General features: G+C 44.9%; 21 protein-coding genes and 1 tRNA gene. 8 read left to right on the top strand and 14 right to left on the bottom strand.

From position 1 onward, the window contains the following. Window positions 1–29: 29 nt before the first annotated feature. Window positions 30–659 carry a hypothetical protein gene (locus I3248_RS07760; RefSeq protein WP_238063194.1) on the top strand — a complete coding sequence of 210 codons (630 nt, stop codon included), beginning with the start codon at window positions 30–32 and terminating at the stop codon, window positions 657–659. Window positions 660–704: 45 nt separating this feature from the next. On the opposite strand, the gene I3248_RS07755 is transcribed toward I3248_RS07760, so the two are convergent. Next, window positions 705–1,325: a GNAT family N-acetyltransferase gene (locus tag I3248_RS07755; RefSeq protein ID WP_238063193.1), complete on the bottom strand. Its 621-nt coding sequence runs from the start codon at window positions 1,323–1,325 to the stop codon at window positions 705–707. A gap of 148 nt (window positions 1,326–1,473) precedes the next feature. On the opposite strand from I3248_RS07755, the gene ribF reads away from it, so the two are divergent. After that, the gene (gene ribF, locus I3248_RS07750; RefSeq protein ID WP_238063192.1) at window positions 1,474–2,514 is read left to right on the top strand and encodes a bifunctional riboflavin kinase/FAD synthetase; all 1,041 of its coding nucleotides are present in this window, start codon (window positions 1,474–1,476) and stop codon (window positions 2,512–2,514) included. A 104-nt stretch (window positions 2,515–2,618) separates the two neighbouring features. Here the strand turns inward: ribF and I3248_RS07745 are convergent, their stop codons facing one another. The 4 genes from I3248_RS07745 to I3248_RS07730 form a co-directional block, all read right to left on the bottom strand. Continuing rightward, complete coding sequence (locus tag I3248_RS07745; RefSeq protein WP_025644681.1) at window positions 2,619–2,858, bottom strand: DUF2789 domain-containing protein; 240 nt, start codon at window positions 2,856–2,858, stop codon at window positions 2,619–2,621. A gap of 237 nt (window positions 2,859–3,095) precedes the next feature. Beyond that, window positions 3,096–4,079 carry a malate dehydrogenase gene (locus tag I3248_RS07740; protein WP_025644683.1) on the bottom strand — a complete coding sequence of 328 codons (984 nt, stop codon included), beginning with the start codon at window positions 4,077–4,079 and terminating at the stop codon, window positions 3,096–3,098. A gap of 515 nt (window positions 4,080–4,594) precedes the next feature. Then, window positions 4,595–5,230 carry a hypothetical protein gene (locus I3248_RS07735; RefSeq protein ID WP_238063191.1) on the bottom strand — a complete coding sequence of 212 codons (636 nt, stop codon included), beginning with the start codon at window positions 5,228–5,230 and terminating at the stop codon, window positions 4,595–4,597. A gap of 438 nt (window positions 5,231–5,668) precedes the next feature. Beyond that, window positions 5,669–7,819: a lytic transglycosylase domain-containing protein gene (locus I3248_RS07730; RefSeq protein WP_238063190.1), complete on the bottom strand. Its 2,151-nt coding sequence runs from the start codon at window positions 7,817–7,819 to the stop codon at window positions 5,669–5,671. 545 nt (window positions 7,820–8,364) lie between these two features. Between I3248_RS07730 and miaB the strand changes: the two genes are divergently transcribed. Continuing rightward, complete coding sequence (gene miaB / locus I3248_RS07725; protein WP_201601655.1) at window positions 8,365–9,852, top strand: tRNA (N6-isopentenyl adenosine(37)-C2)-methylthiotransferase MiaB; 1,488 nt, start codon at window positions 8,365–8,367, stop codon at window positions 9,850–9,852. Between the two features lie 278 nt (window positions 9,853–10,130). On the opposite strand, the gene I3248_RS07720 is transcribed toward miaB, so the two are convergent. The 4 genes from I3248_RS07720 to I3248_RS07705 all read right to left on the bottom strand — a co-directional run bounded on the left by I3248_RS07720 (window position 10,131) and on the right by I3248_RS07705 (window position 13,191). After that, on the bottom strand, window positions 10,131–10,868 hold the full coding sequence (locus I3248_RS07720) for a LysE family translocator (protein ID WP_201609653.1): 738 nt from the start codon (window positions 10,866–10,868) through the stop codon (window positions 10,131–10,133). A 144-nt stretch (window positions 10,869–11,012) separates the two neighbouring features. Further along, window positions 11,013–12,248, bottom strand: a complete 1,236-nt coding sequence (gene argE / locus I3248_RS07715) for an acetylornithine deacetylase (RefSeq protein WP_025644692.1) — start codon at window positions 12,246–12,248, stop codon at window positions 11,013–11,015. A 30-nt stretch (window positions 12,249–12,278) separates the two neighbouring features. After that, window positions 12,279–12,503: a hypothetical protein gene (locus tag I3248_RS07710; protein WP_238063189.1), complete on the bottom strand. Its 225-nt coding sequence runs from the start codon at window positions 12,501–12,503 to the stop codon at window positions 12,279–12,281. A gap of 34 nt (window positions 12,504–12,537) precedes the next feature. Beyond that, a complete protein-coding gene (locus tag I3248_RS07705; protein ID WP_025644696.1) occupies window positions 12,538–13,191 on the bottom strand; it encodes a UPF0149 family protein in 654 nt (217 codons plus the stop codon). 189 nt (window positions 13,192–13,380) lie between these two features. Between I3248_RS07705 and I3248_RS07700 the strand changes: the two genes are divergently transcribed. Then, window positions 13,381–13,842, top strand: a complete 462-nt coding sequence (locus I3248_RS07700) for a hypothetical protein (protein ID WP_201559376.1) — start codon at window positions 13,381–13,383, stop codon at window positions 13,840–13,842. 44 nt (window positions 13,843–13,886) lie between these two features. Further along, on the top strand, window positions 13,887–14,456 hold the full coding sequence (locus tag I3248_RS07695; protein WP_238063188.1) for a cell division protein ZapA: 570 nt from the start codon (window positions 13,887–13,889) through the stop codon (window positions 14,454–14,456). 24 nt (window positions 14,457–14,480) lie between these two features. Here I3248_RS07695 and I3248_RS07690 read toward each other — a convergent pair whose 3' ends face one another. From I3248_RS07690 to I3248_RS07675, 4 genes are all read right to left on the bottom strand, one after another. Then, window positions 14,481–14,798 carry a hypothetical protein gene (locus tag I3248_RS07690; RefSeq protein ID WP_238063187.1) on the bottom strand — a complete coding sequence of 106 codons (318 nt, stop codon included), beginning with the start codon at window positions 14,796–14,798 and terminating at the stop codon, window positions 14,481–14,483. A 173-nt stretch (window positions 14,799–14,971) separates the two neighbouring features. Beyond that, window positions 14,972–17,065 (bottom strand): glycine--tRNA ligase subunit beta, encoded by a 2,094-nt coding sequence (gene glyS / locus I3248_RS07685; RefSeq protein ID WP_238063186.1) that lies wholly within the window; start codon window positions 17,063–17,065, stop codon window positions 14,972–14,974. Between the two features lie 9 nt (window positions 17,066–17,074). Then, window positions 17,075–18,079, bottom strand: coding sequence for a glycine--tRNA ligase subunit alpha (gene glyQ, locus I3248_RS07680; protein WP_025644706.1), 1,005 nt, complete (start codon window positions 18,077–18,079; stop codon window positions 17,075–17,077). Window positions 18,080–18,819: 740 nt separating this feature from the next. Beyond that, window positions 18,820–19,032, bottom strand: coding sequence for a PspC domain-containing protein (locus tag I3248_RS07675; protein ID WP_238063185.1), 213 nt, complete (start codon window positions 19,030–19,032; stop codon window positions 18,820–18,822). A gap of 383 nt (window positions 19,033–19,415) precedes the next feature. Here I3248_RS07675 and nadR point away from each other — a divergent pair, with 383 nt between their 5' ends. The 3 genes from nadR to I3248_RS07660 all read left to right on the top strand — a co-directional run bounded on the left by nadR (window position 19,416) and on the right by I3248_RS07660 (window position 21,913). Beyond that, window positions 19,416–20,465: a multifunctional transcriptional regulator/nicotinamide-nucleotide adenylyltransferase/ribosylnicotinamide kinase NadR gene (gene nadR / locus I3248_RS07670; RefSeq protein WP_346268425.1), complete on the top strand. Its 1,050-nt coding sequence runs from the start codon at window positions 19,416–19,418 to the stop codon at window positions 20,463–20,465. A gap of 116 nt (window positions 20,466–20,581) precedes the next feature. Continuing rightward, window positions 20,582–21,328: a nicotinamide riboside transporter PnuC gene (pnuC, locus tag I3248_RS07665; RefSeq protein WP_025644712.1), complete on the top strand. Its 747-nt coding sequence runs from the start codon at window positions 20,582–20,584 to the stop codon at window positions 21,326–21,328. Between the two features lie 132 nt (window positions 21,329–21,460). Continuing rightward, window positions 21,461–21,913, top strand: a complete 453-nt coding sequence (locus tag I3248_RS07660; RefSeq protein ID WP_238063184.1) for an Mpo1-like protein — start codon at window positions 21,461–21,463, stop codon at window positions 21,911–21,913. 489 nt (window positions 21,914–22,402) lie between these two features. Here the strand turns inward: I3248_RS07660 and I3248_RS07655 are convergent. After that, window positions 22,403–22,477, bottom strand: a tRNA-Gly gene (locus I3248_RS07655). Between the last annotated feature and the right edge of the window lie 440 nt (window positions 22,478–22,917).

Genomic DNA, 22,917 nt, shown 5'->3' with positions numbered 1-22,917 from the left:
CCCTATATTAACCTATGTTGAGGTCTACCATGACAACCCCTCTCGTATCAAAACCACTAGTACTGGTGACAGGTTTATTGACAGCCAGTCTACTGCTTACTGGCTGTAGTAATAATGACAGTAATGAAGTACAAATAAGCGAAGATAATAGCGAACAGACAGTCGTTACTAATAGCAATGGTCCAGTGGAAGAAGCTGTAGCGGCTAAAGATGATGGTATTATGGCAGATGACGCTGCGACCGATGACGATACGCTCGTTCTCGATAGCGATGCCACGAATGAGACGAGTATGCCAAGCAGTAATATTACTCCTGTGACTACAGCTCCTGATCAGCCAAGCCTAGTCACTAACCCTACTGAGCCCAATACTCCAGAGGATACCGTCAAACAAGCCTTAGACACTTTATATTACGGTGATGTCGAAGATGCCGCCGGCTACTATCAGGTCGATATGGCAAACTTTGAGCAAGAGCTTGCCAATACCCAAAGCGCGTTTCAGCAGACAGTCGAGAGTGTGACTATCACCGATACTCAATATAATGCTGATAACACCAAAGCGACTATTACAGGTGAGCTGCGGCTCAAAGGCCAAGACGAGCCTGCGCCTTTGACGTATCAGCTCCGCAAAGTCAACGGTCAGTGGAAGATTTTGGGCTAGTTTGGTTTAGCGACTAAAACAACGGTTGGCAACTATTCGTTGCAGCTATTGTTTCGCTGAGATCGAGGTTTCACTGACATTATTGTCAATCGCGATACCGAGCATGACTACATCGGCGATAAAGCCTTGCATATCGCAAACTTGCGGCATATAGCCCCATTGCTCAAAGCCAAGCTTACGAAACAAGGTTAGGCTTGGCGTATTATGAGCGAAGATTAGCGCCACGACATTGTGAATACCGAGACTTGGCGCTTGAGTGAGCATCCACTCGATCAATAAGCGGCCTAAGCCTTGCCTGTGATAATCGCGATGCAGATAAATACTGACCTCGCTACTGATATGGTAGGCGGTACGCGCGTATAAATCGCTAAAGCTGCCCCAAGCGACAATCACCTCTGGCGAGTCAGCTGATGTTGTAGTGACCACATAAATGGGCCGTTTGGGATCATTGAGATGCTCATCGAACCAACTGGCACGCTCAGCACTAGTGACAGGTGCCAATTGAGCGGTCGCTTGTTTGCCGGCGATACTTTGATTATAGATATCTAATATAGCCGTTAGGTCATTGAGACTAGCGCGCCCTACAGCAAACTTATCATTTAGTGCAATTGGGGCTAATGAAGTGGTAGTCGTCTGCTGGTGACGACGGGTGACATTGTCTAACATAGCGCTCCTAATAGGATAGGTTGTGGTCTATAGTTTGCAGTGTGAGTTTGGCTATTTTACTTTATAATGGCAGCCCTTGACGTCTTTTATGCTCTTAGATTCATGACCTGTGTCTTTTATTCAACCGCTCCTATCATAGCTGTAAATTATGAATACCTATTATTTAGAACAACTGATTGCACCGCCTTATATTGTTAATGACAGTGTTAAAGCGACTGACTTAGCGCCTTGCGTCCTAACCATTGGCAATTTTGATGGCGTGCATTTAGGTCATCAAGCGATGCTGGCAAAGGTACGTGCCTTAGCTGATGAGCAAAACCTGAGCGCAGCGGTGATGATATTTGAGCCGCAGCCGCGAGAGTTTTTTGCCCCGCAAAAGGCCCCTGCGCGCCTGACTACTTTAGCAGAAAAACAAGCGCTGCTAGCGGATTTTGGAGTAGATACGTTAATTGTAGCTGGCTTCGATAGTGATTTTCGCGCGCTGTCAGCTACTGCTTTTGCCGACCTATTAGCGAAACGCTTAAACGTACAAGCGCTTGTTTTAGGCGATGACTTTCGCTTTGGTCATGATCGCACCGGTGACAGTCAGTTTTTGCAGAACTATGGCCTACAAGTCATCGACCTGCAAACCGTCACAGATGAAGAGCAGCAAGATGATCGCATCAGCTCAACCCGCGTACGCGACTTGCTATTAGCCGGTGATATTGATGCAGCCAATCGCTTATTAGGCCGCGATTATACGATTATGGGCCAAGTCGTTGGCGGTGATAAAATCGGCCGCACTATGGATTTTCCGACTGCTAATATTGAGCTGTCTCGGATAAAGCCTGCCTTACACGGTATCTTTGCAGTCGACGTGGTCCGTCTTGATAAACAAGGCAATATCGTAGCAGATGGACTGAGCGCTCTTGCAGAAGAAGGGCAAATGGGCGTAGCAGGACTACGAGAGCATAGTCTATTTGGTACCGCAAGTATCGGTACTCGGCCTTCAGTGACTAAAGAACAAGAATGGCGCTTAGAAGTGCATTTTCCGCAGTTTCAAGGCGACTTATATGGTGAGAGCTTGCAGGTGCGCTTTTTGCACTACTTGCACGGCGAGCGTAACTATGAGGGTTTAGCCGCTCTAAAGCAAGGCATTCATCAAGACGTGACTGACCTGCTTGCTTGGCGAGAGCAGCAGTTAAATTAACAAGATTTGCGCGTGTCACCTTTCCACTAAAAAAGCCACTTTATTATTAAAGTGGCTTTTTGATATATGACTTATTACGTGCTAACTAATGAAAGCTCTAACGACTAAGCATCAGGATGCAAACGCACATTTAATTCATCAATAACCTCTACCCAAGCGGCGTCTTTTTTCCATTCTTCTTTTAAGAACATACGCTGACTGTCGGTCCAGATGTCAGCCTCTACTAGCTTCTCATCTTTGCCTAACTGATTATCAGCGATAAATTTGTCAATCGCTTCATCTGAATTATCCAGACCTAACTGAGCGAATAGTTCATTCATATTGTAATCGACTTCACCTAACATACTGCTTCTCCTTAACGTTAATATAAGCTTTAACAGGGTTATTTATTATCTGACTTATTTTCTAGTGCTTTTTTAATGCTTTTTAGCGAACGTCTTTATTGTAGCAAGCCTACTGATAAAAGCTGTTAGTCAAAGTTTATCTAAGCTTACCAGTTGTGTTAACGGAGCAGGCAAAAAAAAGCCCTGCTATACAAGCAAGGCTTTTGTATCTTTAATTAGCACTTAATCCCATTGTGCTTATGGCAGTAAGTGAGATACTGCGTCACGCTCTTCGCTTAGCTCTTGCTCAGTGGCAGCCATTTTCTCTTTTGAGAACTCTGCTGAGACATCAACGTCTTCAACGATAGACCAGTCACCATTGCTGCAAGTACAAGGGAACGAGTAGATCAAGCCTTTGGCAACGCCGTATTCGCCGTTAGAGTAGACCGCCATAGAGACCCAATCGTCGCCATCTGTGCCCATAACCCAAGTGCGGATATGGTCAATCGCTGCATTAGCAGCTGACGCAGCTGAAGAGGCACCGCGCGCTTTAATAATTGCTGCGCCGCGTTTTTGTACTTCTGGGATATACGTGTTTTCGTACCAGTCGCGATCGACTAAGTCTAACGCAGGCTTACCATTGACAGTACAAGCGGTTAGATCTGGATACTGAGTTGACGAATGGTTACCCCAGATGATCATCTTTTTCACATCGTTGACAGTGCTCTCGGTCTTTTCGGCCAATTGAGCAATAGCGCGGTTGTGATCTAAGCGCGTCATCGCGGTGAAGTTACGTGGATCTAGATCCGGTGCATTACGCTGAGCGATAACGGCGTTAGTGTTCGCTGGGTTACCAACGACTAGGACTTTAACATCACGCTTAGCCACTTCATTTAACGCTTTACCTTGTGCTGAGAAGATAGCAGCGTTAGCTTCTAGTAAGTCTTTACGCTCCATACCTGGGCCACGTGGACGCGAGCCTACTAATAAAGCATAACTCACATCTTTAAAAGCAACTTTGGCATCGTCAGTTTGCACGATATCTACTAATAACGGAAAAGCACAGTCTTGTAGCTCCATAACTACACCCTTTAGGGCGTCAAGTGCTGGAGTGATTTCAAGTAAATTCAAAATAACCGGCTGATCTTTACCTAGCATCTCACCAGAAGCAATACGGAATAGCATAGCATAGCTGATATTACCAGCAGCGCCAGTGACGGCAATACGTACAGGCTGTTTCATAGAGTATTCTCCAATTGATTATTAGACAGTATCTTGTTCGACAATATCTTTATTAAGTAGTCGCTTTTTCAGTCACAACGGCTCGAATTAAACACGGCTTTTATGCAAAAGGCGCATAAAACGAGAGCTAGTGTAGCACCTCGTTTAGGGAACCGTCTAGGAACAATAGCAGGCGAGTATAAGATTTGCGCGCTATATTGTTACATTTTATGCGCGTACTATTATAGTATGAGCGACCAAAGTAAACATCTATAATAGGACCAAATTAAGCGCTAATACTCGATAGCGCCCAAAAATCAATTTAAAATGAATAGAGTAGCAAATGAATACGGATAAGAGTTTTATAGAAAAGGCGACTGCTTAATTAAAAACACACTCTAAAATATGCTCAGAAAAAGCTTTTAACACCATAGCAAAGCACTTTTTAACCATAGTCGTGCTGTCTATTCTATTGCATTTTTATATTTGTCGGGCGCACCGAGCGGTCTGCTCTATATCCTTATCTACGCGATCTATTACTGACCTCCTGAGATGATAAATTTTTTGTCGCAGCTGTCGATGACATTGCTACAACTGGCAAAATTACTGCCTTCATAGCAGACATTGATATCAGTCAAAATCGATTGGCGGCGACTGCCTGCTTGGCAGATCAGATCGATGTCAGATGAGCTCATACCACGATTAAGTCTTATCATCTGTTTAAGAAAGCTTGATTTGGACACTGTATAGCTATTACCTGTTGTCAGTTCACTGGGCAGCTTTAGGTCTCCGGCATAGTTAATAATTTGACGAAAATAACTGTTCGCACTCAGCGGACTACAAGTCCCATAGCGATGCCATGCTTGGCTGCGCACTGTCGTGTCCGGCATAATGCGGTTGACGACTTTGAGCTGTAGAGGACTTAGACGCGGCTCACTACCGCGGCCACAGCGCTCACCATAGCCCAAATCTAGCCCAGATATGGTAAAAGAATAGCCTTCTAAACATTGACGCATCCGCGCGCGCGTTGGCTGTAGATTACATAACGCTGGGGTCATCTCAACCATGAGTACCCGCTGACCACTTTTGACTGCGCTTGCTGCTTGCGCAGGGGCCATAAAGACGCTAGGTAATAGCATTAGACCCGCTAGCTTGGCTGAGGTAGCAGACACTCGGAACCAAACAGACGATTGACGACTGTTCGCTTGATACTTTATAAAATTTATATATTTATTTATCATAGTCAAAAGGGTATATACAGTTATCGAACAGTAGAAGCAGGTATAAAAATAGCCTATAGTTATCGTTCTGTTTTTGGACGCTAACTAAATAAAGAGCTAGTAATCTATAACATGTAGACAGATTAGTCTAATACTACCAAAACACTTTGTTTACTCTATAGCAAAAACGTAAATCAACTTTAAAAACTTCTATCCCTTGATATAGCAAAGGATAACGCGGCCTGATAAAACCTTATCTGAACCTTTATTTTTAATACATTAATATCCTAAAAAGATTAAAAAAAAGCCATCAACACTACTTGCTGATGGCTTTTGCTATAAAGATGCACTACTAACCACGTCAAACGCTATTGCGCAGCCCTGAGGCTGTTAAAAAGCTGCGGGCACCGATCCCATACGATCAGTAATCGGCTGCGGACGACCTAGTAAGCTACTATAGATAGTGGCATTTTCCATCACGTGCTTGACGTAATTGCGAGTTTCGGGATAAGCGATAGACTCAACATACTGATCTGCAGCGAGCGAGCCATAAACCGGCTGCCAGCGCTTGGCATTGTTAGGACCAGCATTATAACCTGCGGTTGCCAGTACAGGCTGATAGTTGAGCTTACCCAAGATATCGCCCATATACCAAGTGCCATAGCGGATATTAGTATCGCCGCTATTGGCGCGGCTAGCACTATAAGTCTCGCCTAGATTGCGCGCGATGTATTTAGCCGTATCAGGCATGACTTGCATCAAACCACTAGCGCCAACGTTCGAGCGCGCTGAGGTCACAAAGCGGCTCTCTTGACGCATAATGCCGTAAGCCCACGCCGGATCAATGCCCGCCTCTCGGCTATAGCGTACCACCGCGCTTTGGTGCGGCATCGGATGCGATAGTGCCAAGCTGTCTACTCTATCGGCATTATCGATGGCATAAATCGCGCGATCGAGCCAGCCCATATCATGCGCTACGCGCGCCGCGGCAATGATCAGACTATCATCACGATTGTCACGAGCCTGCTTGACCGCCCAGTTCCATTCGCGATTGGCAAACGAGCGATTGGCGTCTGAATTATACAGTGCAAAAGCGCGTGCAAAACTTGGCTCTTGCATCACGCGTGCGCGATCAGCGCTGCTAATATTAGGCAAGTTATTGCCGCCCAAAAGGCTGGCATCGAAGCGCTGGCCGATTTTGTCTTTGGCCATTAGCCCGTAGTAGTCATTACTTTTTGCTAGCTGCTGATACATACGTTTGGCAGTAGTACGCTTATTGGCATCGCTTGATTGCTCATAAGCGCGCGCGAGCCAATACTGCCATATATTGGATCTTTGGGTCTCGCTATCCATCTGAGAGATCGCCTCAGCGACATCATCCCAGCGACTAAAACGAATAGCAGCCATCGCATAATCTTCGGCTTCTTCAAAGTTAAAATCATCGTCCAGACTCTTACGGAACCAATCTACCGCCTCACTATTAAAGCCATCATCGGTATTATAGTTCATACGCTTGACACCAATAATGCGATAAGCGTAGCGGCGCGTGTCATCGTTTAATAAGCGAGCGCGGCGCTGATTGTCTTGCTTGATATCAAAATCTAACTGCATCGCCGCTTCGCGGTAAGACTTATCGGCAAGGCGGCCTATCGCATATAGATAAAGGTATTGATTAATTTGACTGTTAGGCTCTTTAGTGAATCGGCTAAGAAACGAGGAAGGGTTAAGCTGAATCTCGCTTAAAGCTGAATAAGGAATAGGCGTACCTAAGCGTGAGGATAGCGCCATAATATCGCCAGTCTTGCCGACACGCAGCATACGTTTTAGTCTTGAGGCCCGATCGCTATTACTAATAAGCGCGTGATTATTCATCTCCATCGCTAGCTGATCACATAGCGCAGGCTGTTTTTTGGTGGTTAGCCAAACGTCAGACTTCTCGCTCAGCGCGCGCATCGTATCGCCGCCATTATTGAACCCAAGGGCAATGGCGCAGCGCTCTGACCTATCGGCATTAGTAATCAGATTAGCCACTTGACGGACGGAAGCATAATCATTAGCGCCGGCTTTGGTCTCTGCAAAATCAGCGACGAGCTTTTCGGCCATAACACTGCCTGGGTATTGACGTACAAACTGCGAGATAGCCGCTGAACTTTGTGAATTGAGATCCAAATTCATTCGCCAATAAGTCGGGTACATGGCAAACAGACTACCACTCATCAGCTGCTCATAGTTGAACAAAGCACTGATATCGCCTCTATTCTCCGCTTGTGCGGCAGCATTAAAATAGTCTACACCACTACTACCCTGCTGATAGCTGTTGCCTGAATAGTAGCTGCCTCCTTGCTCAAAGCTCTCGCCGTCTCCCCAAGTCAGCTCAGCACAAGCCACTTGTGATACTCCAAGCGCCCCTATAGCAGTCGCTAAGCTCAGCGCACTCACTCGCAGCTTACTGTTTTTGACGCTCTTCAATAACTGTAAATTTAGAGTGTGCTTAGTAGTGGTTTTCTCTTTGCTGTTATGAGTAACGCGCAATTTTGTCATACGGACTCTCTTTATATTCTTCAGTATCAGGTAAATTGGTATCAAGTAAATGAGTATCAGGTGAATTAGCGGCTTGTGTATAGCGATTTGATGCTTAGCGCTGCGATAAGTGCACTTATCATACTATTGATCATACTATATTTGGTTAACTTTCAACCAATCACTTTACCATTTGTCTCTAATCAGGATAGTACCCAGTAACAACAAAATGATATTACTCGTCTTTTATAACGCATACTAGCAGCGCGTATCAGCAGTACACAATGACAAGCATAGTGACCGTACATAGTGACAATACATAATGACAAGCGGGCACTCTTGCTCCAGTTCTGAGTCATTAGACAATAACGAGTCATTGATGAGCAAATGATAAGCGATTGATACTATTATAAATAATTTGGTAGATGAATGACATTCGTTGATGCTTATTTTTCACTTTACAGACTGATTATGATAAAATACGCGCCTTATCTTTAGTGCTTGGTCTGCAGCGTCTCGTCTTCAGCGCTTAGCCTGCCAATCTGTTTAACCATGGACGTCTTGTTATGAGTGTTACTGTATTTGACCCGCGTATCGATACTACCGATACGAGCTCTACTGCTGAAACGACCCTTGCTGCGCAAGCAGCAACAGCGCTTGAAGAGTCCCATTCTGCGGCCGCTCCTGTCAAAAAAGTCTTTGTCACCACTCAGGGCTGTCAGATGAATGTCTATGACTCTGACAAAATGCTCGACGTGCTCGGCGATTCGCACGGTATGCAAGTCACTCATGATATTGATGAGGCTGATGTGCTCTTGATGAATACTTGCTCTATTCGCGAAAAAGCGCAAGAAAAAGTATTTTCAGAGCTGGGCCGCTGGCGTAAATTGAAAGAAAAACGTCCTGACTTAGTCATTGGTGTTGGCGGCTGCGTAGCTTCACAAGAAGGCGATAACATCCAAAAACGCGCGCCGTATGTCGATATGGTATTTGGGCCGCAGACCTTGCACCGTCTGCCAGAGCTGTATGATCAGTCTAATGAGCAAAAAGGTATCGCGCCCAAAAACCGTATCGGCACAATCGATATCTCGTTTCCTAGCATTGAGAAATTTGACTTCTTGCCTGAGCCTAAAGTCGAAGGCTATAAAGCCTTTGTCTCTATCATGGAAGGCTGCTCAAAATATTGCTCATTTTGCGTGGTGCCATATACGCGCGGTGAAGAGTTATCGCGTCCATTAGATGATGTACTTGCTGAGATTGACAATCTTGCCGAACAAGGCGTACGCGAAATCAATCTATTAGGTCAGAACGTCAATGGCTATCGCGGCGAAAAAGATGATGGTAGTATTTGCCGCTTTGCCGAGCTATTGCATTATGTCTCGCACGTCGACGGTGTGGAACGTATCCGCTATACCACTAGCCACCCGCTCGAGTTCACTGATGATATTATCGATGCTTATGCGCAATTGCCTGAGCTGGTCTCGCACTTACATCTGCCAGTTCAAAGTGGCTCAAATGCTATTTTAGCGGCGATGAAACGCAATCATACGATCGATGTATATATTGATCAGATTAACAAGCTAAAAGCCATTCGCCCTGATATTCACTTGTCGAGCGACTTTATTATTGGCTTCCCTGGTGAGACCGATCAGGACTTCCAAGATACCTTGAACTTAGCAAAAGAATTAAACTTCGATCACTCGTACAGCTTTATTTATTCCAAGCGTCCAGGCACGCCAGCTGCTGAGCTGCCTGATGATGTTAGCTTCACTACCAAAAAAGAGCGCTTGGCAGAGTTTCAAAAGGTGATTATCGACTCAACCCTACAAAAGACCCGTGAAATGGTCGGTACCACCACTCGCGTCTTGGTTGAACAAGTAGCGGATCGACATCCTGATTGCTTGCTAGGTACGGCGGACAATACCCGCACCGTGATGTTCCCGTTTGAGGAAGCGCAAAAGGATGAGCTGCTTGGTAAACTCGTTAGCGTCCGTATTACTGACTTTGTCAGTCCGCATATGGTTAAGGGTGAGTTAGTTGAGGTTTTGGCCTAACACAATGTTTGTAATACGACTTTAGATAAGAAAAGCCGTTTGCTATTAATAGTGGACGGCTTTTTTGTATGCGGCTGTCATGATTATCACAATATCTTATGGAGTAACTAATAGTGTTGAATCACTTTAAAACCGATGCAGTGCAGCTGGGATTCATCTTGTCAATGAGAGCTGCGCAACATCGAAACAGCGAAGACACAGCACGCAAGGAAAATGAATAGCAGTTGCACGTTAATATTAAGCGTATCGACTTTATTTCGAACTGACCATAGTGTTCTTTAAACCATAAAATGACTAGCCACTTCAGCCAATAAAGCTGCAGCAATCAACATAAATATCACGCCGCAAGCACGATTAAGCCAAGCCAGACGATCACCAACATCAAGCCAGCCAGCCAATTGCTTTCCACCAAGCGTATAGATGATCTGCCAAATGGTTTCGCTTAAAAACAAGCCAAAAGTCAGCATTATATACTGCGGCCAAAGGGGCGCCGTAAAATTGATAAACTTGGGGAAAAAAGCAGCGAAGAATAATATAGCTTTTGGGTTAGACAGTGACACCCAAACGCCGGTACGAAATAAGGTCATATTGTTTGGTGACACCTTAACTGCTGCACTCGATAGTGAGCGCGGCTGCGGTGTTTTCTCATCAGTCATAAATGGCATAGTAGTCGGATAATCGGTCGCGACCTCCTCGCCCATTTCTTTGGCATCACTCATCAAGCTGCCCTCACCAGCATCGCGCCATGACTGAATACCCAGATAAATGAGATATAGCGCGCCTACCGTTTTGATTACTTCTAAAGCCCAAGGCGATTGACGACTGATAACGTCTAGCCCTAGCAAGGTTGACAGCAATAGGATGAATAAACCAAGGCTTAATCCTGCCAGCGTCCATAGCGTACGCTTCACCCCATAATTTAGCCCATACTGAAACGCCAACAGCATATTAGGCCCTGGCGTCGCGGAGATAAAAAAGGTACTGATAAAAAACACGGTAAATAGATGCCAAGACATCTGCAACCCCTACTCTGTATTATGAAACTTACTGATGTTAAAAAAATAAACACCGCCATTACGACGGTGTTTGATCAAACCTAATTATACTCTAAGTGCTTTGACTTTATGAGCATAAGCTACAATTTTCTTATCGATAAAGATCTAGTTAACCGTACAGCTCTCTAACAGTTTCTGCAGAAAACCATCACAACGCTCAATCTCACTTAATGCCACAAACTCATCGGCTTTATGCGCCTGCTCAATGCTCCCTGGGCCGCAAATAATGGTCGGAATGCCAGCGTTAGTAAACTGTCCGCCTTCGGTGGCATAAGCCACTTTATGGCGCTCATCATCGCCCGTCAAAGCTGCGATTAACTCTTGTAGCTCGTCATTCTTATCATCACTCATCGCTGGTACGCCCTCTTCTTGTATCAGCTCGATACCGGTTTCAGGAGACCGCGCTTGCATTTGCGCGTTTAGCTCGGCAATTTTAGTTTTGATCGGTGCTACGATATCCTCTTGCGTCATGTGCGGTAAGTTGCGATAGTCAAAGGTGAACTCGCACAGATTGGGTACGATGTTGGTCGCGGTGCCGCCTTGTATCGTACCGACCGACAGGGTCGAAAAAGGCACATCAAACATAGCATCATTGTCATCACGCTGGCTGATCTCTTCTGCTAACGCATCGACATAACCGACCAAACGACTGGCGTAGCTAATGGCATTGACGCCTTTATGGGTTAAGGAGGAATGCGCGGACTTGCCATGCACGCGGCAACGATAAACCGCAATGCCTTTATGCGCGACCACCATAGTCATCAAAGTTGGCTCACCGACGATACAATAATCAGGAGTGATACCGCGCGCCTCAATATCCGCCAAAATCAGCGGCGCACCCAAACAGCCCACCTCTTCATCAAACGATAGTGCCAGATGTAGCGGACGACTGAGTTTACCCGCTTTAGATAATTTGACTGCTTTAGGTAGCACCATTAAGCTACAAGCAATAAAGCCTTTCATATCGCACGACCCGCGCCCGTACAGTTTATCGCCACGTATTTCCGCTTTAAATGGATCTGAGCTCCAGTCCTGCCCATCAACTGGTACCACATCAGTATGACCTGAGAGCACCAAACCGCCATCTAAAATATCTCGGTTCTTTCCTGCGGGTACGGTAACAAACAGATTGGCTTTGTTCTGAGCCTCATTAAAGGTGAGATCAACGCTCAAACCCAACTGCTCGCAGTAGCCTTGCACATCTTTTATCAGCGCCAAGTTTGAATGGCGACTGACCGTATCAAAGCCAATTAGCCGCGTCAGCCAATCGATACTTTGCGTAGGGTAGTCAGCCTGATTAGTGTTGGTTTTTGCATCACTATTGCTAGCGGTTATGGTCATAAAATATCCTTAGCCTATCTAAAAAAGAGGTTAGCTATTTTTAACAAAGCGCTGTTGTAGGGCTTTTACTTCCTCATCTAAGCCTTCGACTGGCCCATCGATAGGGATATCAGGCGCGACCTCTGAGATAGCTAACGCATTAATCGACAGCGGCGAGTCTACACCTATCTCCGCCATCCACTCGCCGAGTTGCTTGGCCGAGCTGACATAAACGATACGGCCAAGACCCGCCAGCTCATGTGCAGCAGAGCACATCGCGCAGTGCTCACCTGAGGTATAAACGGTTTACTTACGATGGGTTATTTTGATTCATCACATCCATGACTGGCGGCATGGGCTTTGGCAGCTTACCTTCTGCTTGCAATTCCTTCGTGGTCTTAGCATCGATAGGTAGTCCGGCAATCAGTGCCAACTCCTTCACCGATTTACGTTTGCGCGTGGCAAAGCTGACAGGCACCATACGCGCAAACTCATAAATATATAGGTAAGACTCCTCACCACCCTCAAACTCGTCATCCTCGGCTAGACGAATCGCGCCAATCTTCGCCAAATCAGAGAGCATCTCGTTCTCCTCAGCACTTAAACGACAATCAGTAATACCAAAACCGGTCATAAAGCCATTGGCCCACTGTTTCAGCGCCATTACACGCTCGTACAAATCATGTTCATCATCAGGCACTAGCGGCGTATAGGCATAAGCATCATCTTTATCTTTGAGCTGAAACACGGTGTCCTCAGCCTCCTCAGTCAATAAAGTTAGCGCCTCGTCAGGCAAAGCTTCAAAGCTAAGCTCGCTCAAGATAGCAGCCCAACCTGCCTCATCGGGCGCGTTGCAAGCGGTCATCAGCCCAGTCATCAAGCCATGTATCTCACTGATTGTCACATCCGTCCAACCTGCAAACGCATCTGACCAAGTGTTCCAGCCTGAGATATTATCATTCATAAAAACATCCTGATTCAAAATAAATTAAGGGTAAATAAGTGCGACAAAGTATAAAGATGCCCAAAATGCCTACTATAAGCTCAATGGCAATTACTTTGTTGATATAGATATTATGAGGTCACTTATGGCATTATTAAACGCATAAAGCCAATTCATTATCATCACGTTTATTAAGGATAAAAACTGACTATGTATGATCAACTAAAAATATTAGAAAAAATGATACTAGATATCAAAAAACAGCATCAACTGGTCAGTCGTGAGCTCAGTCAACTAAAACAACAGCCTCAGCCTGACCCAAAAGAGCTGTCCTCCTTAAAGTCTCAGCTCAGCAGTAGCACCAATGAGCGCGACACTGCCAAAAAACAACTGAGCGATTTAGATAAGCGCTATCAAAGTTTGGCTGAGGCTCATCACATGATAGGAGAAGAGCAAGACAAACTGCAGAGTCAGCTCAGCGATTTACAACAAAAAAATAATGAGCTTGAACAGATCAATCAGCGCTTAGAGCAGCAAAACCAACAAGCAAAGCAGCAGCTCGACGATATCAAGCAACAAAATAGCGATTTACAGCAAAAAAACCAACTGGCGGCTGAGCGTACTCAAGTGGTACTGCAGCGCTTGACCCGTATTGACCAAATGGATAGCTAAGCGCTCTCACGCTAATTTCAAACCTTTATTGTGTAGGATTTTTTATGACTGATAACCGTACTGACTCGCAAAAACCAGCGCTCGAAACGACTAGCAAGGATAGCACTGTAACAGCGGCTAATAACTCCAAGACACCGCCGGCCCAGACCCAAGACACAAGCACGCAAAGCCGAGTCGCCCAAAGCCAAGCGGCGCGCCCATCGGTCAATGCTAATAGCCCGAGCCAAACCACTGACCCCAATAAAAGCAATGATATGTATAATAATAAATCCGCTAAGCCAGCCTCAGGGCCACAAAACAAAAAGCCAGAGCATAAGCAGCCGGAAAGCAAAAAAATAGATATCGTGATTGCGGGCGCCAGCTACCCTATCTTTTGTCCCGCTGATGAAGAACAAGAGCTAAGAGCGGCAGAAAAATTTATTAATGATTTTGCTACTAACATTAAAAAAGACGCGCCTAAACTGAATCAAGAGAACTTGCTAGTCTTGTCTTGCTTAAACTTGTACGAGCAAATCAATGCACATAAAAAATCAGAAGCCGAGCGTCAGCAGCAAAGCAAACAAAACGAGCAGCTATTAAATAAAATCATGCAAGAAGCGCAGTCTGTTCTTTAAACCTATTTTTAAACCTAGACACACCTAGGAGTGAGCCTTATAGGTTTTACCAGCATGAAAGTCGGCCTGATGTTCGTAATTACAAAAAAACAGCTCTTGGTTTTTTGTCGTTGCTGTATCCGCTACTACTTCATCCGTAGCTAGCATCGCGTCGCTATGAGGCTGCGTTTCGAGCACGCCGCGATACTCAGCGAGACTATGGCCACAAAAGTTGCAGGTGCGCGGTGTGGTGACATCGCCTTCTTTTGGCATCATGCTTTTAGGCGGGCGCGGATACATGACTTTATAAAACAGCCACATACAGATCCAGATGATAAGAATAGTAGTAATAACAGCAAACACGGCAAGGCTCCTTTGAGTGGCAGTCAATACTCTGAGTATATTAGAGCATATTACATTGTCACCTTTAGATTTTACGATAAGTAACGCGCTTAGCATAGCAGGCGCTCATAAAAAAACTGGCTCAATAAAGCCAGTTTTTGATTTATATCAATTTATAAGTGAAACGATAGCTTCTAGAGTTGCAGCTCGCTGATATCAGCAACTGTTAAGAATAGTGCGCGGACTTGCTTTAATAGTGCTAAGCGATTGGCTTTTAGCGCGGCATCTTCGCTATTGACCATAACGCTATCAAAGAACTGCGTGAGTGGCTCATCTAAGCTGGTTAAAGTTTGCAGTACTTGCGTATAGTCCGCTTGCTCTAATAAGGGCGCAACTTGCTGCTGTGCTTGCTGCACTTTTGCGTATAGCGCTTGTTCAGCGGCTTCCGTCAATAGGGATTCATCGACACTATCAGCGACTGCGCCTTCTGACTTAGCGATGATATTCGCCACACGCTTATTAGAATCCGCTAGCATCGACGCTTGCGGTAGCTTACTAAAAGACTGCACTGCGCGGATACGCTGATCAAAATCAAGCGGCATGTGCGGGTTGATCGCTTGTACGGCTTGAATGGTGTCGACGCTGACGCCTTTCTCAGTGTACATGGCGCGATAACGCGAATTGAGGAACGCCATCACTTGGGTAAAGGTATCGCCCATCTTCGCAATTTTACTGCCTGACTCATTACTGTAGCCTTTAATCGCTTGTTCGACTAGCGCCACTAAGTTAATAGGCAACTGCTTTTCGATTAAAATGCGCAAAATACCAATAGCCGAACGGCGTAAGCTAAACGGATCTTTTGAACCTGTCGGCGCTTGATCAATAGCAAAGATACCCACTAAGGTATCTAAGCGATCGGCTAGCGCTAAGCAAATACCGATCGGCGTCTGCGGCAGAATATCACCGCTAAACTTAGGCAGATACTGCTCTTCAATACTGGCAGCGACGGCTTCAGGTTCATCATTTAGACGCGCATAATAAGTGCCGGCGATGCCCTGCAATTCTGGATATTCACCGACTAAGGAGCTGGTCAAGTCCGCTTTGGCAAGCATGGCGGCGCGTACCGTCTCATCGAGATCAATACTCTGCCCTTGCTGTTGCAGTAGCCCAGCGATAAATCCAGCAAGCTTAGCGATACGCTCAGACTTCTCCCAAATCGTCCCCAGCTGATCTTGGAACACGCGCGTCTTTAAGCTCTCAGTCATCGCAAATAATGGCTGCTTTTGATCCTGCAAAAAGAAAAACTCTGCATCGGCCAGACGCGGGCGCACGACTTTCTCGTTACCTTCGACGATTTGATTAGGGTCTTTAGACTCAATATTGGTAATAAAAATAAAATACGGCTGTAACTTACCGTCTTTGTCGGTCAGACAAAAGTACTTCTGGTCCGCTTGCATGGTGGAGATAAGCGCCTCTTGCGGTACTTGCAAGAATCTTGGCTCAAAGCTTGCTCTTAACGCAATCGGTAAGTCAACTAAAGCTGTCACTTCGTCTAACAGCTCTGCTGGCACAATCGCATCGGCATTGACTTGATCAGCTAAAGTTTTGACCTGATTGTTAATCATCATCCGGCGCTTATCAAAATCAGCGATCACTTTTAAGCGCTCAAGCAGCGACTCATAGTTATCAGCATGATCGAGCTCATGGTAGTCTGGGCTATGAAAGCGATGACCACGCGTTTTTGCACCGCTTTGATGACCTTGAATGGTCGCATCGATGACTTGATCATCTTGCATCAAGACCACCCACTGCACCGGCCGCACAAACTCTTCTCGGCCGCTACCGGAGCGCATACGCTTAGCAATCGGCAGATTATCGAGCGCCGTTTGAAAGATATCAGGTAACAACTCAGTCGTCGCTTGACCGTGAATGGTTTGCTCATAGCCGATGTAATCGCCTTTATCAGTATTGATAGTCGTCAGCTCACTGGTCTCTATGCCTAAGCCCTTGGCAAAGCCCATAGCCGCGCGGGTGGGATTGCCCTCATCATCAAAAGCTGCCTTAATAGCTGGGCCGCGCTTTTGCTCAGTACGATCAGGCTGCTTATCACTAATCCCAGTGATTTGTATCGCCAAACGGCGCGGGGCGGCAAAGGCTTTAATACTATTAAAACTGATATCAGCCTCTTTTAGTTGCTCGATAACGCTAGCTTGCAGTGCATCGCGTAGCGGTTTTAGGCTCTTGGGCGGCAGCTCTTCACACCCCAGTTCAAATAAAATGGTACTCATGGGATGCTCCTATTTCTTAGTGTCAGTATTTGTGCGGTTATTATCACTACTAGGCTGATTTTCAGCGGAGTCTTCAGTAGACTCTGTCACGTCTTCTTTTGGCAGATATTTATCAATAGCAGCTTGACGATGCTCCGCGTCTGCTAACGGGAACCCTAACTTGGCTCTTGCTTCGACATACCCAAAGGCTACTTTACGCGCCAGCGTTCGCACGCGCAAAATAAAGCGCTGACGCTCAGTGACCGAAATCGCGCCGCGAGCATCGAGCAAGTTAAAAGCATGCGAGGCTTTGAGCACCATCTCATAAGCGGGCAACGGTAGGCCTGCATCGACTAATTTATCCGCTTGCTCTTCATAAAAGTCAAAGAACTCACTCATCTTCGGCACATCAGCGTGCTCGAAGTTATAAGTCGACTGCTCCACCTCGTTTTGATGAAAGACATCGCCATAAGTCACGCGGCCAAATTCGCCATCTGCCCAAACCAAGTCATAGACGCTATCGACGCCTTGCACATACATAGCTAGGCGCTCAAGACCGTAGGTAATCTCACCGGTGACTGGGAAGCACTCGATACCACCGACTTGCTGGAAGTAGGTGAACTGAGTGACCTCCATACCGTTAAGCCAAATCTCCCACCCCAGGCCCCACGCGCCAAGCGTTGGCGACTCCCAGTTGTCTTCTACAAAGCGAATATCATGCACTAAAGGATCGATACCGATGGCACGTAAAGAGTCTAAATATAGCTCTTGTATATTGGGCGGATTGGGCTTGAGCACCACTTGAAACTGATAATAATGCTGCAAGCGATTGGGGTTATCGCCGTAGCGGCCATCGGTCGGACGGCGCGAAGGCTGTACGTAAGCCGCATTCCAGCGCTCAGGGCCTAACGAGCGCAAAAAAGTCGCGGTATGAAAAGTCCCTGCCCCGACTTCCATATCATAAGGCTGCAATACCACGCAGCCTTTGGATGCCCAAAAGTTTTGTAGGGTCAAGATCAAATCTTGAAAACTCATCGGTTTAGAGTCTTTGCGGGAGTTGTCATTATTAGAAATATTATCTTGGGAGGTCATAAAAAAATCACTATGAAATAAGTAGGATTAGGTCGAGCTTACCTAAAAACAGTTAAGCTTTGCTAGCTTGTTCGGCTACGCCTCTATTAACCTGCTTACCTTACTAAAAAATGGCCATTTTATCCATATATACAGTAACTATATTTATAGTATTACCTATAGCATCATATGTAATATCTACGCTGGCTAGGCGTCGCGTATTAAAGTTCAACCGATGATGACAGGTATAGTCAATTCTAAATAAAGTAGAGAGATAGTTTTTAGGCGCGGAACGGGTATGAATTTTACTGGCGTGCTGTGCCTATGCAGACAGAGGCTGCATAACTAATAGTTAAACAAAAGCATCCCAGTCCCGCTATATCGTTTTTACAATGAACTCACTACATCAGTGCATAAATCAGCAGCGCATAAATCAGCGAAAGCAGCACAACAAAAAAATACCCAAATGCGTAAGCATCTGGGCAGGAGGAAAAGTGTGATACCGGTATCCTGTTGTGTCAGGCTTTTTGTTTTTTATGAGCCACTATCGCTACTCTATTTTTATTATTATAGGTTTAAACGTTACTGTTTATTTCGACTGCATTACTTTTAGAACTGTAGTACTTGTTTAACCCAAATACTTTTAAATTTTATATTTTTAACTTTAATAACTTTAAAATGGGTACTTCTTTCACTACATCTAACTACTGATAGGACTGATGAGTTGCTTTTGGCATAACAATCCATAATATGATGTAAATCAAAATCCCTGGGACTGCTGCACTAAGTGAAGAGATAATAACAAACAACACTCTTACCCAAGTCGGTGACCATCCTAAATACTGAGCGATACCGCCCATGACACCTGCGATCATTTTATTGTTTTGCGAACGATGCAGTTTAACTAACTTACTCAAAGTTTGTACTCCTTCTCGAGCGATTTAACTTGTAAATAAGTATAGCAAGTATTCGCTATTTATCTGTTGATGCTTTAAGCGTGCTTTGTGACTTTATGATAATCAAAGTTGCCGTAATCTGTCATAAAGCGCGGTAACTGCCTGATTTTAAATAGTTATTTCAAAATGTTTCAAAAAAGACCATGTTACTGGTTCTTTTCGCTGAGTTTACTGAGATGCTTATTTGCGACGATTATTATTAATTTCAACAACTTGCCTGCTTTCGCTACTCATTTTTCAAACGTTTACAATAACTCACCTGTATCTACGTCCAAAGCTTTATACCATGCTATTAATTTAACGCACAAACAGCGCCGTTTATATGATGAAGTTAGGTAGGAGATATGATGATTGATTCCGGTTTAATGATTGGGCATTTTCAGCCACTACATTTAGGACAAATGCGCAGTATCTTAGCAGCAGCAGGACAAGTCAAAAGCCTTTATATCGTTATCACTTCTCATCCGGCGCCGCATCCAGATTTTGATATTACCTTAAAGGACAAAGCGCGCTGGCTACAGATGGCTTGTGCGGACTTGCCCTTTATTCATCTGCATATCTCTGAGGAGATTGCGCTGCCTATCCATGATGATTTTAGCGATGTTGCTATCGATGTCACTGAAACTCAGGCCAAACTCACTCATATCGCCCATGAGTTAGAGCTACCTGATGATACCGCATTATTTGTCGCAGAGAATCATCCTATCGCGCAAGAGGCGGTCAAGTCTCAACTGAGCATGCCGGTCTTAACGACACCGCTACAGTCAGAGTTTAACTCTTATGCCATCGCAAGCAACCCTATCGCAAATTGGGCCGCAATTCATCCAATAGCGCGTGCCAACTATACCAAGACTGTCGCTATCGTCGGCGGTGAGAGCTCAGGCAAAACCACTTTGGTACATAAGCTTGCCAATTACTACGGCGCAAGCTTTGCGCTAGAGATGGGTAGACTTTATGTCGGGACTGATCTGGGTGGTAGTGAGCTTGGCCTGCAATATAGCGATTACGGCCCTATCGCGCTTGATCATGCCGAAGCTATCCGCCAAGCTAAGATCAATGCGACCGCGCCGGTGACTATCGTTGATACTGACTTTGTGACTACGCAAGCGTTCTGTGAAGAGTATGAAGGCCGTACTCACCCTTTCGTTGACGCTTGTATTAATGAGTTTCGGTTAGACTATACGGTGATGCTCGATAATAATACGCCTTGGGTCGATGACGGTATGCGCTCGCTAGGTAGCGCGGAAGCTCGCGGCCGCTTCGAGCAGCTTCTTTTAGACATCTTTGCTCGCCATAATATTGAGCCGCACCTTATCGACGCGCCAAATTACGATACTCGTTATCATGAGGCTGTGGCATTGATCGATAAGTATATCTACGGCAAAGCTTTGTAAAATAGACGAGATAACAGCAGCGCTATTTATAACGTCACAACCCTATAGCTCTACGACTCTAACAAGCCTCATAAACGATTTAATAACTAACCTCAGACCTAAAGGACAACCACTCTATGCGCATTCAGTTACTGGACAATATCACTGGCAAATGGTCGTTACAATGGATCATTATCTGGTTTATCTCAGGAGTCTTAGCGCTGAGTGCGGGGTTTTGGCTCACCACTGAGCACAGCACTTTGGACTGGTTTTATTTAGCGGTGTCTTTTATTGGTCTGATCTGCGTGGTGTCGTTATCCTTTCGCAAAAACGTCGCAGGCAACGGTTTTGGTATGGCGGCGACCGCTGGTGAAGTGGTGGTACAAGGTACGGCCGGCTCCGTTGGTCTGATGCTCGCGCCACTATTTAACTTTTTCACCCACCTTTACGGTCTGTTTTATTGGTCAAAGAATACCGATGCTGACGGCGATATGATACCCAAATCCGCCAATAAGTGGGTTTGGCTGATTACCATTACCTTTATGATCATCGGCTTAGCGCTCTTCCCCACGGTGAACGCGCTACTCGCCAGCTACGGCTATGCCGTCGTCGAAAATGACAGTAGTTTATTTTTAGGGTTTATCTCCTTTTTTTGGATAAACGTCATCGCTTTTATTCTCTCTATCACCGCCCAAGCAGCGATGATATTACGCTACTCGTTTAACTGGTGGTTGTGGATTATCTCCAACTTCGTATGGCTCACAGTCAATCTGATGTCAGGCAATTATATCTTTGCGATTCAAACGATGGTCTATCAAGTCAACTCTTTTGTCGGGCTTTACGAGTGGTATCGCAGCGAACAAGACGCCGCTAAAGCGTCATAATAACGGTTAAAGCAAGCGGTTATGACGCGAGGGTCTACGCGATAAAGTGGTAGAGCACTATAAATAATGCTACAACTAAAGATATCGCAGCTCTTTAATTCTATTCATCAAATGACTAACAAGGAGGTTAGGATGTCTCGTACTCAAAAACGTTTATCGAAACGCTCGCTTGAGCAGTGGCTTAGCGAATATTCGGTCAGTCACCAAAACTTAATCAATAAAAAAATCCACTGGATGGCAGTACCGACTATTTTTGTCAGTATCTTAGGCATGGGTATGTCGCTATCGGTTTGGATTACCTTAGTGCTTAGCGCCTTAGTGCTGCTATTTTATATTCAGCTCTCGACGCCATTATTTTTAGCGATGGGTATCTTTATCTTGATTTGCTTATCAGTAATGGCAGCACTACCTATCGGTTTTAAGGTCTGGGCTAGTATCTTCGTGGGTGCTTGGATCGGTCAGTTTGTCGGTCATAAAATCGAAGGCAAAAAACCCTCTTTTTTTGAAGATTTGCAGTTCTTATTAATTGGCCCAGCTTGGGTAGTCAATAGCTTGATGGGCGGCAAAAATAAACAAACGGCTTAGAGTAACTACTGTAGTCAATACTCTTTAAAAATGTATGGCGCTGCTGGGTGAAATATAAGATCTGATAAAGTTTTATTTATTTAACTCAGAGTCTGCACGCCGCCGCCAATGACGATAGCGGTCTTGCCGGACAGGTCAAACAGCTCATCAAAGCTTTTTTCTTTAAATTCTGGCATAAAAAGCTCCTATTTTAATTAGGATTTATTATTAGGTAGACTTGTATTAACGATTATCTTAAGTCTGTAGGTCGAAAACTTATATTGCAGATATCGCTTTAAAAGTTACTCATTTATTATGCCGTGCGAACCTCAAGTAGATATGGCAAGTTGACTGACTTTTGTAACCTTAGCGCTTCTGAGTATTGCTTCTCATTATTTTTATATCAGATTCTTTTAGAAAAATTCGCAAAACACAGACAAAAAAACCCTCACTATTTATATAATAGTGAGGGTTTTTGCTATGTCTTGTATAAAAGACAGTAGCCATATTTGGAGCGGGATAAGAGATTCGAACTCTCGACCCCAACCTTGGCAAGGTTATGCTCTACCACTGAGCTAATCCCGCATAGATCAAAGCGTATCGTTAATAAATATTAATGACTACGTCTCGATAGGATGGCTATTTTAGCAACTATTTTGCTGGTGTCAATATATTTTTTTGAATTTTGCTTGTTTTAATTACGTTTGGCACCGCTAAACTGCCAAATATTAGGTTATCTCTTTGATAATTTGACAATTATTCAACAACGCATCTTTTAAGTTTAGCTGGGATCTTTTTATAACCTTTAGGCTCTATTCAGCTATCACCTATTACTTATGACAGAGATGTACTTACATTTGCACGTAGTAATGTTACTTTTACTGCACTAGTCTTGTGACAGTAGGCTTATTATACTATGGCATACATAAGAGTAGATTTGCGAGACTTTAACTTTGTATTATTTTAATAATGAACCGCCCCGGGATTGTCGGAGACTTAACATTCTGAGAGAATACGACAATGAA

This window comes from Psychrobacter sp. Ps3 (genome assembly GCF_022129275.1).
GTDB classification, from domain to species: Bacteria; Pseudomonadota; Gammaproteobacteria; order Pseudomonadales; family Moraxellaceae; genus Psychrobacter; species Psychrobacter submarinus.
The sequence above is the reverse complement of the archived record's forward strand: the minus strand, read 5'-3'. Positions and strand labels throughout refer to the sequence as shown.